Here is a 16,038-nt window from a genome sequence, read left to right on the forward strand (position 1 = left end):
TTGCCCCTGTCCGCCGCCATGCTGGCTAACCTCGACTCGCTGGGTTACGTCGAGATGACGCAGATCCAGGCGCAAAGCTTGCCGGTGATCCTCAAAGGGCTGGACCTGATTGCCCAGGCCAAGACCGGCAGCGGCAAGACTGCCGCATTCGGCATCGGCCTGCTGAACCCGATCAACCCGCGCTACTTCGGGTGCCAGGCGCTGGTGATGTGCCCGACCCGCGAACTGGCCGACCAGGTCGCCAAGGAAATCCGTCGCCTGGCCCGTGCCGAAGACAACATCAAGGTACTGACCCTGTGCGGCGGCGTGTCCCTCGGCCCACAGATTGCTTCCCTGGAGCACGGCGCCCACGTCATCGTCGGCACCCCGGGCCGCATCCAGCAGCACCTGCGTAAAGGTTCGCTGGTGCTGGACGGCTTGAACACCCTGATCCTCGACGAAGCCGACCGCATGCTCGACATGGGCTTCTACGACGCCATCGAAGACATCATCAGCAAGACCCCACCGCGCCGCCAGACCCTGCTGTTCTCGGCCACTTACCCGGTGAGCATCAAGCAACTGGCCTCCAAGTTCATGCGTGCGCCTCAGCAAGTGAAAGCCGAAGCGTTCCACTCCGATGATCAGATCGAACAGCGCTTCTACGAGATCTCCCCGGAAGAGCGCATGGACGCCGTGACCAAGGTGCTGGCGCACTTCCGCCCGGCCTCCTGCGTGGCGTTCTGCTTTACCAAGCAGCAAGTGCAGGAAACCGTCGACCACCTGACCTCCAAAGGCATTTCCGCCGTCGGCCTGCATGGTGACCTGGAACAGCGCGACCGTGACCAGGTACTGGCGATGTTTGCCAACCGCAGCACCTCGGTGCTGGTGGCCACCGACGTCGCCGCTCGAGGCCTGGACATCGACGCCCTGGACATGGTGATCAACGTCGAACTGGCCCGCGACTCGGAAATTCACATCCACCGTGTAGGCCGTACCGGCCGTGCCGGTGAGACCGGCATCGCCATCAGCCTGGTGGCGCCGTCCGAAGCCCACCGCGCCCAGGCCATCGAGCAACTGCAGAAGTCGCCGCTGAACTGGGACCAACTGGACAACCTCAAGCCGCAAAGCGGTGGCCCGCTGTTGCCGCAGATGAGCACCCTGTGCATCGCTGCCGGGCGTAAGGACAAGGTTCGCCCAGGCGACATCCTCGGTGCATTGACCGGTGAAGCCGGCATTCCGGGTGCCCAGGTCGGCAAGATCGCGATCTTTGACTTCCAGGCTTTCGTGGCCGTAGAACGCGGCATCGCCAAGCAAGCGTTGCAGCGTTTGAATGACGGCAAGATCAAAGGCCGTTCGTTGCGCGTGCGCATTTTGTAATAACACCGAGTTCCCATTACAGGAACCGAATCAATGTGGGAGCTGGCTTGCCTGCGATAGCGACGGTGAATCCACTACCGCTATCGCAGGCAAGCCAGCTCCCACAGTGTTGACGGCATTTCAAATCAATAGTTTTGTGAGGACATGGCTGTGCGCTCGACCGAAGTTGTGATCATTGGCGCCGGCGCCGCAGGCTTGATGTGCGCGCTGACCGCCGCCGGGCGTGGGCGCAAGGTGATGTTGATCGACCACGCCAACAAGGCCGGCAAGAAAATCCTGATGTCCGGTGGCGGCCGCTGCAACTTCACCAACATGTACACCGAGCCGGCCAACTTCCTCTCGCACAACGCGCACTTCTGCAAATCGGCCCTGGCCCGCTATACCCAGTGGGATTTTATCGGGTTGGTGGCCAAGCACGGCGTGCCATACCACGAGAAGAAACTCGGCCAGCTGTTCTGCGACAACAAGTCCAGCGACATCCTCGGCATGCTGCTCGACGAGTGCATCCAGACCGGCGTGAGCCTGCACCTGGACACTTCCATCGAGGCAATCGCCAAGCTCGAAAGCGGCTATCAACTGCAAACCACCTTGGGTGAGCTGCGCTGTGAATCCCTGGTGATCGCCACGGGCGGTTTGTCGATCCCGACGCTGGGCGCCACCGGTTTCGGCTACCAAGTGGCCAGGCAATTCGGCCATGAACTGCTGCCGACCCGCGCCGGGCTGGTGCCGTTCACCATCACCGACCAGCTCAAGGAGTTGTGCGGCGAGTTGTCCGGCACCTCGGTCGACTGCCTGGTGAGCTGCAACGGCCAGAGCTTTCGCGAGAATATCCTGTTCACCCATCGCGGCCTGAGCGGGCCGGCGATTTTGCAGATTTCCTCGTATTGGCACTCCGGCGACACGGTAGAAATCAACCTGCTGCCCGACCACGACGCCCATGCCTGGCTGCAACAGCAACAGGCCGAACACCCCAACAGCGAATTGAAAACCCTGTTGGGTGAGATCTTCACCAAGAAGATGGCCAACCTGCTGGCCCAAAGCTGGTTCGAATCCAAGCCTATGAAGCAGTACACCCACGCTGAAATTGCCGATATCGCGCAAAAGCTGGGGAGCTGGCAACTGGTACCGGCCGGCACCGAGGGTTATCGCACCGCCGAGGTAACATTGGGCGGGGTGGATACGCGGGAAGTGTCCTCCAAGACCATGGAATCGCTGAAAAGCCCCGGCCTGTACTTTATCGGCGAAGTGCTGGACGTGACCGGCCACCTGGGCGGGTTCAATTTCCAGTGGGCCTGGGCCTCGGGCTACGCGGCCGCGCAATACGCCTGACCTGCACCTTGAAATGCACAACTCTGTGGGAGCTGGCTTGCCTGCGATAGCGGCGGTGAATCCCACATCGTTATCGCAGGCAAGCCAGCTCCCACAGGGGTTTTGCAGTGATCCTGAAAATTTTGCTGTCCGATGTGATCGCCACGCTTGCCGTGGCGTCATTACTGGCTCAATTTAGCGACAACGTCCCGGAAGACTCCAGACTTCATGTCATCGACCTCGTTCAAGCAGTCCATGCGGCGCCTGTGGGCGCTGGATAAATTCAGCTACAGCGTACGGGTGTTCATCGCCCTCACCGGCAGCATGGCATTGTGTTGGTACCAGGATGAAATGACGCTGCTGATCCCGCTATTCCTGGGGATTATCGCCAGCGCCCTGGCCGAGACCGATGACAGCTGGCAAGGCCGTCTCAATGCGCTGGCGGTGACACTGGTGTGTTTCAGCATCGCCGCGCTGTCGGTAGAACTGCTGTTCCCCTACCCCTGGATATTTGCCGTCGCCCTGGCCGTGGCCAGTTTCGGCCTGACCATGCTCGGCGCACTGGGCGAACGCTATGGCGCGATTGCCTCGGCCACCTTGATTCTGTCGGTCTACACCATGATCGGCGTGGACCAGCGCGGCGGCGCCGTCACGGATTTCTGGCATGAGCCGCTGCTGCTGGTGGCCGGTGCCGCCTGGTACGGCGTGCTGTCCGTGCTGTGGCAGGCGCTGTTTTCCAACCAGCCGGTGCAGCAGAGCCTGGCGCGGTTGTTCCGCGAGCTGGGGCGTTACCTCAAGCTCAAGTCATCGTTGTTCGAACCGATCCGGCAGCTGGATGTGGAAGCGCGACGCCTGGAATTGGCCCAGCAAAATGGCCGAGTAGTGGCTGCACTGAATGCCGCGAAGGAAATCATCCTGCACCGCGTCGGCAATGGCCGGCCGGGCTCGAAGGTCAGCCGCTACCTGAAACTGTACTTCCTGGCCCAGGACATCCACGAGCGCGCCAGTTCCTCCCACTACCCCTACAACGCCCTCACTGAAGCCTTCTTCCATAGCGATGTGCTGTTTCGCTGCCAGCGCTTGCTGCGCCAGCAAGGCAAGGCCTGCCAGACCCTGGCCGAGTCGATCCAACTGCGCCAACCGTTCATCTATGACGACAGCTTTGCCCAGGCCCTGGGCGACCTCAACGCGTCCCTGGAGCACCTGCGCATCCAGAGCAACCCGGCCTGGCGCGGCCTGCTGCGTTCATTGCGCGCCTTGGCGGCCAACCTGTCCACACTTGACCGCCTGCTGGGCGACGCCAGCAATCCCGATGCCCTGGCGGACGCCACCGACAGTAACCTGTTGGACCGCGCCCCGCGCAACCTCAAGGAAATGTGGACGCGCCTGCGCACCCAACTCACACCCACCTCGCTGCTGTTTCGCCATGCCCTGCGCCTGTCCCTGGCGTTGACCGTCGGCTACGCCACCCTGCACGCTATCCACGCGTCCCAGGGTTACTGGATCATCCTCACCACCCTGTTCGTCTGCCAACCGAGCTACGGCGCCACCCGGCGCAAGCTCGGCCAGCGGATTATCGGCACCGCCATCGGCCTCACCGTGGCCTGGGCGCTGTTTGATCTGTTCCCCAACCCGGTGGTGCAGTCGATGTTCGCTATCGCCGCAGGCCTGGTGTTTTTTATCAACCGCACCACCCGCTACACCCTGGCGACGGCGGCGATCACGCTGATGGTGCTGTTCTGCTTCAACCAGGTGGGCGATGGCTACGGGCTGTTCCTGCCGCGCCTGTTCGATACCTTACTCGGCAGCCTGATCGCTGGCCTGGCGGTATTCCTGTTCCTGCCGGACTGGCAAGGCCGGCGCTTGAACAAAGTGCTGGCCAACACCCTGACCTGCAACAGCATCTACCTGCGCCAGATCATGCAGCAATACGCCGCCGGCAAGAGTGACGACCTGGCTTACCGCCTGGCCCGCCGCAACGCCCACAACGCCGATGCCGCGCTGTCCACCACCCTGGCCAATATGCTGATGGAGCCGGGGCACTTTCGTAAGGAAGCCGACGTGGGTTTTCGGTTCCTGGTGCTGTCTCACACCTTGCTCAGCTATTTGTCGGGGTTGGGTGCGCACCGCGATACTCAGTTACCGGCCGACGTGCGCGAGCACTTGATCGAAGGCGCGGGCAACAGCCTGGCGGCGAGTATCGATGAGATTGCTACGGGCCTGGCCAACAAACAGTCGATTGCGATCCAGAGTGATGCCGAGGAAGGGTTGGCAGCCGAGCTGGAGCAAATGCCCGATGAGATCGATGAGGCGCAGCGGTTGGTGCAGACGCAGTTGGCGTTGATCTGCCGGCAGTTGGGGCCGTTGCGTACGTTGGCGGCGCATCTGATCAAGGATACCGGTGCGGCTTAGACCGCTATCGCAGGCAAGCCAGCTCCCACATTTGACCGAGTTCCAATATAAGAATGCGGGCAAAATGTGGGAGCCCGGCTTGCCCGCGATGAGGCCCGCAAGCACGCTACATCCCATGCGCCTTCATCAAGCGCGCATAACTGCCATCAGCCTTCATCCTGGCAATCTCCCGATCAAAGCTGGCGACAATCTGCGCATGCTCGGGGTTCTTCAAACTGACCAGAATGTGCAGGCTGTTCTCGCTCAACGGCTTGCCCACAAACGCCACGGCATTGCGCACCCGCGGCGACTCCCGAGCCAGGTAATAACGCGCTACGTATTCGTCTTCCAGCGTCAACCTCACACGCCGCGCAGCGAGCATGCGCACCGCCATGGCGAAGTTGTGCACCGGTACTTTCTGTAACTGCGTGTCTTGATCGAACGCCGCCGAGTAGGCGTAACCGCGCACCACGGCGATCGTCTCGTCGTGCAGTCGGGCCAGGTTCTGATAAACGATGTCATCGTCGCTGCGCTTGAGAAAGCGCACACGGTTAAGCAGGTACTCAGCAGAAAACTGGCCAAACTGCGTGCGGGCCTCGTCGTACCAGGCGTTGATCAGCACATCGTAGCGCCCATCGCTCACGCCCTTGAGCGCACGGGCCCAGGGCACCTGTTCAAAATCACTCGCGTACCCCGCACGAGCCAGGGCCGTGCTGACGATATCCGTGGCCAAGCCGCCATTGATCAAGGTGGCATCGGTGAAGGGCGGCCAGCCATCCGCCACCAGACGCAGACGCTGTGCCAGCACTGGCTGGGCCAGTAGCAGCACTGCGATCAAAGCAACGGCACGAGTCAATCGCGGCATGCTCAAAGTCCTTGGCGGGCAGGCGGTGGCCTGATAACAGTAGCTCATCAATAAGCTTGCATTGCAGATTACACAAAGAAGCCATCGGCGCACGCACTGAATGATGGCAAATTGACGCCATTCACACATTTGTCAATTTTAGACAGCGGCGCCCGCCGCGCTTACTATCCAGGCACGTCTTTACAAGAGCACACATCATGACGGTTGATTGGGTTTGCAAACATCACGACGACTTGGGCAAGGACCAGCTGTATGCCGTCCTGCGCTTGCGCAGCGAGGTATTCGTCGTCGAGCAGAAATGCGCGTATCAGGACATCGACGGGCAGGACCTGGCGGGGGACACCCACCACCTGATGGCCTGGAATGATAACGAGCTGCTGGCTTACCTGCGGCTGCTGGACCCGGAGTCCCAGGGCGGTGACGTGGTGATTGGCCGCGTCATCGTTTCGCCAGCGGCACGGGGCACCGGGCTGGGGCATCACATGATGGAGGAAGCGCTTGAGCGCATTGAGGATATCTGGCCGCAAACGCCGATTTTTCTCTCGGCCCAGGCGCATTTGCAGGGGTATTACGGGCGGTATGGGTTTGTGGTGGCGGGTGAAGAATATCTGGAGGACGATATTCCACATATTGGTATGCGGCGCCTCTGAGGGCGCCATCGCAGGCAAGCCAGCTCCCACATTGGAACGCATTCAACTGTGGGAGCCGGGCTTGCCCGCGATAGCGTCAGTCCAGCCACCGCTGAACTCAGGGGTAGCCCAACACCTGCTTGATCGACCCCAGATTGGCCTCGATCCACCCCCGATCAATCGCCCCCCAATCCCGAATCCGATAGCGCCCGGTATGGTTACGCGCACCGTCCTCCTGCTCGAACTCACACACAATATCCAGGTCGGCCAACGCCGCAATGGTGTCTTGGGCGGTACGCCGAGGCATGCCGGTGGCCTCGGTCAGCGCCGGGACGCTGCTGGCCAGTTGGCTGTCGATCAGGTACGCCACGTATAGGCGGCGGTAGAAGCTGCTTTTGGTCTTGCTCACATCCATGGTCAATCGCCTTGGGGTTAGGGCTTGCCCTGCAAATCGCGCCAGGTGAGGTACACACGCAGGTCGAATTCCACCTGATGGTAGCCCGGCATCATGTATTGGCAGAGTTTATAGAACGCCTTGTTGTGGTCCGACTCCTTGAAGTGAGCCAACTCGTGTACCACGATCATGCGCAGAAACTCCGGGGCCGCCTCCTTGAACAGCGAAGCGATGCGGATTTCTTTCTTGGACTTGAGATTACCGCCCTGCACCCGGGAAATCGTGGTGTGCAAACCCAAGGCACGATGAGTCAGGTCCAGGCGGTTGTCGAACAGCACCTTGTCGATAGACGGCGCGTTACGCAGGTGCTCCTGCTTCAAGGCCAGGGCATAGGCGTACAGGGCCTTGTCGCTCTGCACCCCATGGCGTTCGGGGTAACGCTGGTCCAGGTAAGCCCTCAACTGGTCCTTGGCGATCAGTTGGCGCACTTGCTCCTGGAGCGCGGCGGGGTATGCCTGGAGGTATTTCAACGCGGTCATGGGCTCTGCAACGCAATTGGGACGGGCGCCAGTGTAGCGAATTCAAAGCGCGCGAGGGTACGACCAGCCGGCAACGTCCTCGGCCATCAACGGTAGCGCCGCCCACGGCCCCTGGATATGGGCGCAGCCATTGGCCTTGAGCCACTGTGTTTGTTCAAGAGTCTCCACGCCTTCGGCGATCACCAGTACACCAAAATGCTCACACAGTTGGATGATGCTGCGCGCCATCGCCCCATCCCGCGCCGAGCCAGGCAGGCGCGCCACTAATTGAGGGTCAAGCTTGAGGGTATCGAATGCCAGATCGCGCAAATGGGCCAGGGAGCACTGGCCGCAGCCAAAGTCGTCCAGGGCAATCCGCACCCCGATCCGGCGCAGTAACTGGAGTTGCTTGGTAGACTCGGCAAGATTACTCATCAAGCAGTCCTCGCCGATTTCCACCTCCAGTTGCCGCCCCTGTAATCCATGCCGCTCCAGCATCTGCTGCAGTTGGTTGGCCAGGTTGGGCATGTTGAACTGGCTGCTGCTCAGGCTCACGCTCAACACCAGTTCGGGGTCGAAGGTGGCTTGCCAGGCCTGGCGCTGGGCAGCGACTTGCTGGTAGATCCAGGCACTCAACTGGTTGATCAACCGCGCCTCTTCCAGCAGCGGCAAGAACAGGCCCGGCGGCACATCGCCGACGCTGGGATGCTGCCAGCGCAACAGCGCTTCGACGCCGCGCAAACGCCCGTCTTCCAGGCAAACCTGAGGCTGGTACACCAAGGTGAAGTCCTTGTTGGCAATGGCGGTACGCACACTGTCTTCCAGCATCAACCGCGAGCGGGCGCGGCCGTTCATTTCCTGGTCGTAGTAACGATACTGCTGACGGCCGGCGCGCTTGGCTTCGTACATGGCAATATCCGCCGCCCGCAGCAGGCCGCTCAAGTCCGAGCCGCAATCCGGGAAGGTCGCGATGCCGATACTGACCCCAAGCATCACCTCCAGCCCATCGACCTGCTGGCACACAGATACCCGTTCGATGAGCTTTTCCGCGATCTTCGCCGCCTGTTCGGGAAACTCCAGCTCCAGCAACGCGGTGAACTCATCCCCGCCCATGCGCCCCAGAATGTCGTAGGAACGCAGGCATGCTTGCATCTGCTCCGAAACCCAACGCAGCACGCGATCCCCGGCGTCATGGCCCAACGTATCGTTGACCCGCTTGAAGCCATCCAGGTCCAGGTACAGCAATACCAGCGCCTGCTCGCTACGTTCGCTGCGCAGCAACGTATTCTCCATCGCCTGATGGAAACCGCGCCGGTTCAGCAGCCCGGTCAGCGGGTCGGTCACGGCCTGGAATTCCAGTTGCTGATGCAGGTGACGCACTTCAGACATGTCCAGCACCGTCACCACCATTGCCTTCTGCTCCGCAGGCAAAGGCGCGCAGGACAACGCTACCGGCACTTGCTGGCCCCGACCGGTGCGCAAAATGGCATCGTGTTGGCGCCACGTCTCGCCCCTGCGATACGCCTCGTACATGGGAAAGCCCAACCAGGCTGGCACATGGGGCTTTTGCAGGAAACTGAGGAAACTTTCGCCTTGCAACTCAGCCATCGTTGCATTCAACAGCCGGGAAATGGCCGGGTTGGCATACTCGATCACACTGTTTTCGCTCACCACCAGAATGCCCTCGGCGGCGTTATCCAGCACCGAGGCATTAAAAGCGCGGGCCAATTCCAGGTCATGGCTCAGGCGCTGCAAGGCACGGCGATTGCGCTGGTGCTCGAGCAACGCCTGCACCTTGGGCTTGAGGATGTGCGGATCAAAGGGCTTGAACAGGTAGTCGATCGCCCCACTGGCGTAGCCTTCCAGCACCGCGTCGGGCGAATGGGCGGTGGCCGTCAGAAAGATAATCGGCGTCATGCGCGTACGCTGGCTGCCACGCATCAGGCGCGCCACCTCGAAACCGTCCATGCCCGGCATGCGCACGTCCAGCAGCACCAGGTCGACGTCGTGGGCCAGCAGTAACTCCAAGGCTTCCAGGCCAGACGCGGCGGTTATCACCCGCCAGTCGTCACGCTGCAACAGCGCACGCATGCTGACGAGGTTTTCCGGGTAGTCATCGACCACCAACAGAACCGAAATTGCATCGTCGTGTTGTGGAGCGCCATCCATGCTACGTCTCTTCCTTAGGGAGCTGCACCGGTCACTTTTGCTACCAAGGCCGGATAAACACTGAGGGCTCACTCTAGCCGCGCGGCCAAAAAAGCAGAAGTGACGTGGGTGCCCTCATTGTGCCAAAGGCCAGGAAGCCGACTAACGGTAAGGCCCTGTAGCCCGCGGTTCACGGGCGACATGGCTTTTTGACATTTAGCTGACGCCAATAAATTGCCAGCAATTGTTTAACAATCTTACCAGCACGGCCTATAAAGAACCTGGAAGGCCCTTTGGGCCAATGCCTACACCCTCTGTAAAAAGGCCAACACCATGATCGACCTTTCCACCTGGAACCTGAGCATTCCGGTCGGCTCCCCACCCACGACCATTGAAACGCCAAGGCTGCTGAGCGGCTTCAACGATCAATACTTCCAGGCCGAAGGCAGCGACGTGCAGTTCTGGACACCTGTGACGGGCTCGCGCACCGAAAACGCCATCTACCCACGCAGCGAACTGCGCGAAACCTACGCCGACGGCCGCCTGCGTAACTGGACCTACCCCGAGGCCGACAACTTCCTGCGCGCCACACTCACCGTCAACCAGGTGCCCTCCTCCGGCAAGATCGTGATCGGCCAGATCCATGCCTACGACAGCCAGAAACCGCTGATCAAGTTGGAGTACCAATTCAAGGAGAAAACCCAGACCGGCAACATCGTCGCCAAAGTGCGCATGCGCCCGGACGAAGCCGAAAGCCAGGTGATCATCGTCGCCTCCAATGTGCCACTGCAGAAGAGCTTCACCTACGTGATCAACCTCAACAAAGCCGGGCTGCTGAGCGTGTATGCCGCCGACAGTGAGTGGAATGAACGCATAGGCGCGGCCTGGGGTGACAAGCCGTTGTACTTCAAGGCGGGGGTGTATGTGCAGGACAATTCGGGCGACACCAATGAGGGCGCGCGGGTGACGTTTGCGAAGTTGGATATTGATCATGAGTGATACTGCTTGGGAGTAGCGCATTCCCGAAAGGAACCCGCTCCAGTGCGGGTTCTTTCTGATTCAAATCAGCTTACTTGACAGACCTCAGCATAAAACTCATTGAAGAATTCCCTGCTGGTTTGTTATCACCTATGTTCAATGTCCGTACGTTGACATAGTTGATGGCCGGCACGTTTCCCAGCTTGGCATACCCGTAATAAACATGTTTACCGGAACGAACATCAACTACCGACACCGAGCAAAATAACGGCACGTCCTTAACATACCGGAACTGCGCAAGCCTTCTTTTAATTCAGTAACCGCGAAACAGGCAATCCGCTACATTGCCTGAGCCTGGCTTGCAGAAGGCGTTATCGTCCCAGTTCGGTTGTACCGGTTGTGGCAGCGTCATGAATCGCCGGGACATACGCAGAAAGGCAAACTGCTCGGGGCCTTCATAATCACAGGCAACAAAAGGCCCATTTTGCCCGGTTCTGATCGCGGCGGAAATGAACTTCAACCCAGCCAGATAGGACTCCTGTGCATAGGGATTTTCTCCATTCCAACCGGCGCCCGGCGCAACAGAGAAGTAAAGATAGCCTTGTTGCTGTTTCTGTTGCTGAATGGCACCGATGGCCGGGCACATTGACGCCGCCACAGGATGCTGCCGGGCACATCCGGCCAAAACTCCCAGCCCCATAAAAGCGACCATAAACAACAGCTTTATATCCTTGCGCTCCATCATTCCACCTTTCATAAATATACATTTGTTTATTCTCGGAAAGCTCATGCTGAAGGCAGACGGCAGCACTTGATACTGTAAGTTCTGACAGTCTCTTAAACAAATTGGAAATAACGGTGATGCTTTCTAGAATTACAGGTATGACCAACAAGCCTAGGGAATGGATTTATTTAACGCCAACGTGCAGCGTAAGCACGTTGGCATAGTTGATTACCGACCTCAACCTGGCGCGCTCGCGATGGTGCAGACTGAGGTTATATGCGACAAATTTGTACTGATCTCAAACCCAATGGCTATTTCCACTCCATTTGATACTTCAAGCGGAGATTACTGGCTGAATGGCGCTAGGCACCGCATAGACTTGAAAAGAACTTATTAGTTGATCGCCAAACGATGAGACCGACACAAAAAGATTAGCTGGTCAGCGACACCGTCTTTACGCTAACAAAAAAGCCCGCATCGCTGCGGGCTTCTTTATTAGACGCTTGAGGCTCAGTTCACCTTGGCGTTCAACTCACCTTTCAAATACCGCTGGTACATCGCTTCCAACGAGATCGGCTTGATCTTCGAAGCATTACCCGCAGTACCAAAGGCTTCATAACGCGCAATACACACATCACGCATCGCGGTCACGGTAGCGCCGAAGAATTTACGCGGGTCGAACTCGCTCGGGTTGGTGGCCATCAGGCGACGCATCGCACCGGTGGATGCCAGGCGCAGGTCGGTATCAATGTTGACCTTGCGCACGCCGTACTTGATGCCTTCGACGATTTCTTCAACCGGTACGCCGTAGGTTTCTTTGATGTCGCCGCCGTACTGGTTGATGATCGCCAGCCACTCTTGCGGTACCGAGGAAGAACCGTGCATCACCAGGTGGGTGTTGGGGATGCGCTTGTGGATTTCCTTGATGCGGTCGATGGCCAACACGTCGCCGGTAGGTGGCTTGGTGAACTTGTAGGCGCCGTGGCTGGTGCCGATGGCGATGGCCAGGGCGTCGACCTGGGTCTTCTTGACGAAATCGGCGGCTTCTTCCGGGTCGGTCAGCATCTGGCTGTGATCCAGTACGCCTTCGGCGCCGATGCCGTCTTCTTCGCCGGCCATGCCGGTTTCAAGCGAACCCAGGCAGCCTAGCTCGCCTTCAACCGAAACGCCGCAGGCGTGGGCCATGGCCACGGTTTGTTGGGTCACGCGTACGTTGTACTCGTAGTCGGTTGGGGTTTTGCCGTCTTCACCGAGGGAGCCGTCCATCATCACCGAGCTGAAGCCCAGTTGGATCGAGCGCTGGCACACGTCAGGGCTGGTACCGTGGTCCTGGTGCATGCACACCGGGATGTGCGGGAATTCTTCGATGGCAGCAAGGATCAGGTGACGCAGGAACGGGGCGCCAGCGTATTTGCGCGCACCGGCCGAAGCCTGGACGATCACAGGGGAGTCGGTCTTGTCAGCGGCTTCCATGATGGCGCGCATCTGCTCAAGGTTGTTGACGTTAAAGGCTGGGACGCCGTAGCCGAACTCGGCTGCGTGGTCCAGCATTTGACGCATGCTGATAAGTGCCATTGTGTTGTCTCTCCCGGTCGAGGGTCGTTAATCGTGCAAGCCTGCCGTAGCGGCGGCTGCTATTCAAGTTATTGCAGATCAAGGGGTTGAGCCTTGTGCTGCTGAATCGTTATTGCTGTTGGGTTCAGTTGGCTTTGCAGCCGCGCCCAATCAAATCATCCGTCGCTACCCAGTAAACCAGGCCTTCCTCACCTTTGGTGTGAAACGCCAACTGGCCGTCGCTGTACAGCACGCCCGAAGCGGCTACCTCTTGCTTGAGCCGATAAACCTGGTCCGAACCGCCGAGGCGTACATCCACTTCGGAACGGGCCTGGTTGGCAAAGCGCCAGTTGACCTCGGCCTTGCTGTCGCAGGTCCAGGTGGTCCATTTGTCGGCTGGCTCTGCCTTGTTGAACAGGTTCATGCTGCTGCAGCCGGCCAACAGGGCCAGAGCTGCCAGGGCGAAAACGCCTTTCATTGCCAATCCTCGCAGGGAGGCCTATGGGCCGCCGTTGCTGTCGGTTAGTGGATCAGACCCGTCATGGGCAACCCTGTTCCTGACCGTTGGGCGCGGAGTCGTATTTCTCCAGCCGTTCGTTGCCGATGCGCTTGTTGATCACCGGCATGGTCTCGGCTTGCCAGTCAGCCTGGTAACAGCTTTTTCTCAACGGTGCCTTGGCGTTATCCGCCTCCGGCGCCGCGCTGGGTGTGCTGCCGCAGCCGGCCAACAGGCCCGCTGCGATCACCAGTGCCAACGACTTGATCATGGGAACGCTCCTTTTCCTGATCACGCGAGCCTTAACCTTTGGCTCGGGTTTCCAGCACTTCCACAGCTGGCAACACCTTGCCCTCGACGAACTCGAGGAAAGCGCCACCACCGGTAGAAATGTAGGAGATCTGATCAGCCACACCATATTTATCGATTGCCGCCAGGGTATCGCCACCGCCAGCGATGGAGAACGCCGAGCTTTCAGCGATCGCCTTAGCCAGCACTTTGGTGCCGTTGCCGAATTGGTCGAACTCGAATACGCCCACCGGGCCATTCCACAGGATAGTCTGGGATGCCTTGAGCAGCTCGGCGAAGTTGGCTGCCGTTTGCGGGCCGATGTCCAGGATCATGTCGTCGTCGGCCACGTCAGCGATAAGCTTGACGGTCGCCGCGGCGCTTTCCGCGAATTCCTTGGCAACCACCACGTCCACCGGCAACGGCACGCTGACCTTTGCAGCAATGGCGCGGGCGGTGTCGAGCAGGTCTGGCTCGTACAGGGACTTGCCCACCGGGTGGCCGGCAGCAGCCAGGAAGGTGTTGGCAATGCCGCCGCCGACGATCAGTTGGTTGCAGATCTGGCTCAGGCTGTTGAGCACGTCCAGCTTGGTGGATACCTTGGAGCCGGCAACAATGGCCGCCATTGGTTGGGCCGGAGCGCCCAGGGCCTTGCCCAGCACATCCAGCTCGGCAGCCAACAACGGGCCCGCCGCGGCGACCTTGGCGAACTTGGCCACGCCGTGGGTCGAACCTTCGGCGCGGTGGGCGGTGCCGAACGCGTCCATCACAAACACGTCGCACAGGGCGGCGTATTGCTGGGCCAGTTCGTCGCTGTTCTTTTTCTCGCCCTTGTTGAAGCGCACGTTTTCGAACAGCACGATATCGCCGGCTTTCACGTCCACGCCGCCCAGGTAGTCTGCGATCAATGGCACGTCACGGCCCAGGGCCTTGCTCAGGTACTCGGCGACCGGCTTGAGGCTGTTTTCGGCAGAGAACTCACCTTCGGTCGGGCGACCCAGGTGGGAGCAGACCATCACGGCCGCGCCTTTTTCCAGGGCCAGCTTGATGGTCGGCAGCGAGGCCAGGATTCGCGCATCGCTGGTGACAACACCGTCCTTGACGGGGACGTTGAGGTCTTCGCGGATCAGTACGCGCTTACCTTGCAGATCGAGGTCGGTCATCTTCAACACGGTCATGGGTCGCAGTTCCTGAATTACTGTTGAGGTTGTTTAGAAGCGATGTGCAGATAGTGTTCGGCAACATCCAGCATGCGGTTGGCAAAGCCCCATTCGTTGTCGAACCAGGCCAGGATGTTCACCAGCCTGGGGCCGGAAACGCGAGTCTGGCTGGCATCGACAATCGCCGAATGCGGGTCATGGTTGAAATCGCAACTGGCGTGGGGCAGCTCGGTGTAGGCCAACAGACCTTTGAGCGGGCCGCTGGTGGCGGCGTCGCGCAGGATCCGGTTGACTTCGGCCGCGTCAGTGTCACTGACGGTTTGCATGGTGATATCCAGGCAAGACACATTCACCGTCGGCACCCGTACGGCTTTGGCCTGGATTCGCCCGGCAAGTTCCGGCAGCAGTCGCTCGATGCCACGCGCCAGGCCGGTGGACACCGGAATCACTGACTGGAACGCCGAACGCGTGCGCCGCAGGTCTTCGTGGTGATAGGCGTCGATGACCGGCTGGTCGTTCATCGCCGAGTGAATCGTGGTGATCGACACGTAATCCAGGCCGATCGCCTGGTCCAGCAGGCGCAGCAACGGCACGCTGCAGTTGGTGGTACACGACGCGTTGGACACCAGCAGCTCATCGCCGGTCAGGCAGTCCTGGTTGATGCCGTAGACGATGGTGGCGTCGACATCCGCCTCGCTGGCCATCGGCTGGGAAAACAGCACACGCGGTGCGCCGGCGTCGAGAAAACGCTGGCCATCGGCACGGGTGTGATAAACACCGGAGCATTCCAGCACCAGGTCGACGCCCAGTGCTTTCCAGTCGATGCCTTCGGGGGTGGCACTGCGCAACACTTGCACGCAGTTGCCATTGATATGCAGACAATCGCCTTCAACCCGCACTTCGCCAGGGAAACGGCCGTGGGTGGAGTCAAAGCGTGTCAGGTATTCGATGCTGGCCATGTCGGCCAAATCATTGATCGCGACAATTTCAAACCCGGCCGCCGCCCCTCGCTCGAACAGAGCACGCAAGACGCAACGACCAATGCGGCCGTAGCCGTTGAGTGCAACTTTGTAGGGACGCGGTTGGGGCATGGGGTTCTCGATCAAGGTTAGTTCAGTGATGAATGTACTGGCGCCATCGCGGGCAAGCCCGCTCCCACAGTGGACCGCGATCCAAATGTGGGAGCGGGCCTGTCTCTTCTACCCACCTGACGCTGCCGACGACTTGCT

General features: G+C 59.9%; 15 protein-coding genes. 5 read left to right on the top strand and 10 right to left on the bottom strand.

Translation table 11 applies throughout. The features are described 5' to 3' along the window. Positions 1-18 precede the first annotated feature (18 nt). From dbpA to yccS, 3 genes are all read left to right on the top strand, one after another. Positions 19-1,356 carry an ATP-dependent RNA helicase DbpA gene (gene dbpA, locus AC07S6_RS16475; RefSeq protein ID WP_229999345.1) on the top strand — a complete coding sequence of 446 codons (1,338 nt, stop codon included), beginning with the start codon at positions 19-21 and terminating at the stop codon, positions 1,354-1,356. 150 nt (positions 1,357-1,506) lie between these two features. Next, a complete protein-coding gene (locus AC07S6_RS16480) occupies positions 1,507-2,685 on the top strand; it encodes a BaiN/RdsA family NAD(P)/FAD-dependent oxidoreductase (RefSeq protein ID WP_034129071.1) in 1,179 nt (392 codons plus the stop codon). A gap of 207 nt (positions 2,686-2,892) precedes the next feature. After that, complete coding sequence (gene yccS / locus AC07S6_RS16485; protein ID WP_495112636.1) at positions 2,893-5,076, top strand: YccS family putative transporter; 2,184 nt, start codon at positions 2,893-2,895, stop codon at positions 5,074-5,076. A gap of 106 nt (positions 5,077-5,182) precedes the next feature. On the opposite strand, the gene AC07S6_RS16490 is transcribed toward yccS, so the two are convergent. After that, positions 5,183-5,920 (bottom strand): substrate-binding periplasmic protein, encoded by a 738-nt coding sequence (locus AC07S6_RS16490; RefSeq protein ID WP_288855297.1) that lies wholly within the window; start codon positions 5,918-5,920, stop codon positions 5,183-5,185. A gap of 197 nt (positions 5,921-6,117) precedes the next feature. Between AC07S6_RS16490 and AC07S6_RS16495 the strand changes: the two genes are divergently transcribed. Beyond that, positions 6,118-6,570, top strand: a complete 453-nt coding sequence (locus AC07S6_RS16495; RefSeq protein WP_495112637.1) for a GNAT family N-acetyltransferase — start codon at positions 6,118-6,120, stop codon at positions 6,568-6,570. A gap of 97 nt (positions 6,571-6,667) precedes the next feature. On the opposite strand, the gene AC07S6_RS16500 is transcribed toward AC07S6_RS16495, so the two are convergent. From AC07S6_RS16500 to AC07S6_RS16510, 3 genes are read right to left on the bottom strand one after another with little or no spacing between them, the layout of a single operon-like run. After that, positions 6,668-6,964, bottom strand: a complete 297-nt coding sequence (locus AC07S6_RS16500; RefSeq protein WP_495112638.1) for a winged helix-turn-helix domain-containing protein — start codon at positions 6,962-6,964, stop codon at positions 6,668-6,670. Between the two features lie 17 nt (positions 6,965-6,981). Beyond that, a complete protein-coding gene (locus tag AC07S6_RS16505) occupies positions 6,982-7,482 on the bottom strand; it encodes a M48 metallopeptidase family protein (protein WP_103451971.1) in 501 nt (166 codons plus the stop codon). A gap of 42 nt (positions 7,483-7,524) precedes the next feature. Beyond that, on the bottom strand, positions 7,525-9,630 hold the full coding sequence (locus AC07S6_RS16510) for a putative bifunctional diguanylate cyclase/phosphodiesterase (RefSeq protein WP_197883884.1): 2,106 nt from the start codon (positions 9,628-9,630) through the stop codon (positions 7,525-7,527). Between the two features lie 312 nt (positions 9,631-9,942). Here AC07S6_RS16510 and AC07S6_RS16515 point away from each other — a divergent pair, with 312 nt between their 5' ends. Next, a complete protein-coding gene (locus tag AC07S6_RS16515; protein WP_133633513.1) occupies positions 9,943-10,608 on the top strand; it encodes a polysaccharide lyase family 7 protein in 666 nt (221 codons plus the stop codon). A gap of 292 nt (positions 10,609-10,900) precedes the next feature. On the opposite strand, the gene AC07S6_RS16520 is transcribed toward AC07S6_RS16515, so the two are convergent. From AC07S6_RS16520 to epd, 6 genes are all read right to left on the bottom strand, one after another. Continuing rightward, the gene (locus AC07S6_RS16520) at positions 10,901-11,329 is read right to left on the bottom strand and encodes a hypothetical protein (protein WP_495112639.1); all 429 of its coding nucleotides are present in this window, start codon (positions 11,327-11,329) and stop codon (positions 10,901-10,903) included. A gap of 492 nt (positions 11,330-11,821) precedes the next feature. Continuing rightward, positions 11,822-12,886, bottom strand: coding sequence for a class II fructose-bisphosphate aldolase (gene fba / locus AC07S6_RS16525; protein ID WP_003177554.1), 1,065 nt, complete (start codon positions 12,884-12,886; stop codon positions 11,822-11,824). A gap of 124 nt (positions 12,887-13,010) precedes the next feature. Beyond that, positions 13,011-13,343, bottom strand: coding sequence for an MliC family protein (locus AC07S6_RS16530; RefSeq protein ID WP_014720277.1), 333 nt, complete (start codon positions 13,341-13,343; stop codon positions 13,011-13,013). A 61-nt stretch (positions 13,344-13,404) separates the two neighbouring features. Then, the gene (locus AC07S6_RS16535) at positions 13,405-13,632 is read right to left on the bottom strand and encodes a hypothetical protein (protein WP_003194953.1); all 228 of its coding nucleotides are present in this window, start codon (positions 13,630-13,632) and stop codon (positions 13,405-13,407) included. 31 nt (positions 13,633-13,663) lie between these two features. Beyond that, entirely contained in the window at positions 13,664-14,827 is a 1,164-nt protein-coding gene (locus AC07S6_RS16540; protein ID WP_495112640.1) for a phosphoglycerate kinase, read from the bottom strand. 17 nt (positions 14,828-14,844) lie between these two features. Beyond that, positions 14,845-15,900 (bottom strand): erythrose-4-phosphate dehydrogenase, encoded by a 1,056-nt coding sequence (gene epd / locus AC07S6_RS16545; RefSeq protein ID WP_003194958.1) that lies wholly within the window; start codon positions 15,898-15,900, stop codon positions 14,845-14,847. Between the last annotated feature and the right edge of the window lie 138 nt (positions 15,901-16,038).

The organism is Pseudomonas sp. GW821-FHT07B01 (genome assembly GCF_059419065.1).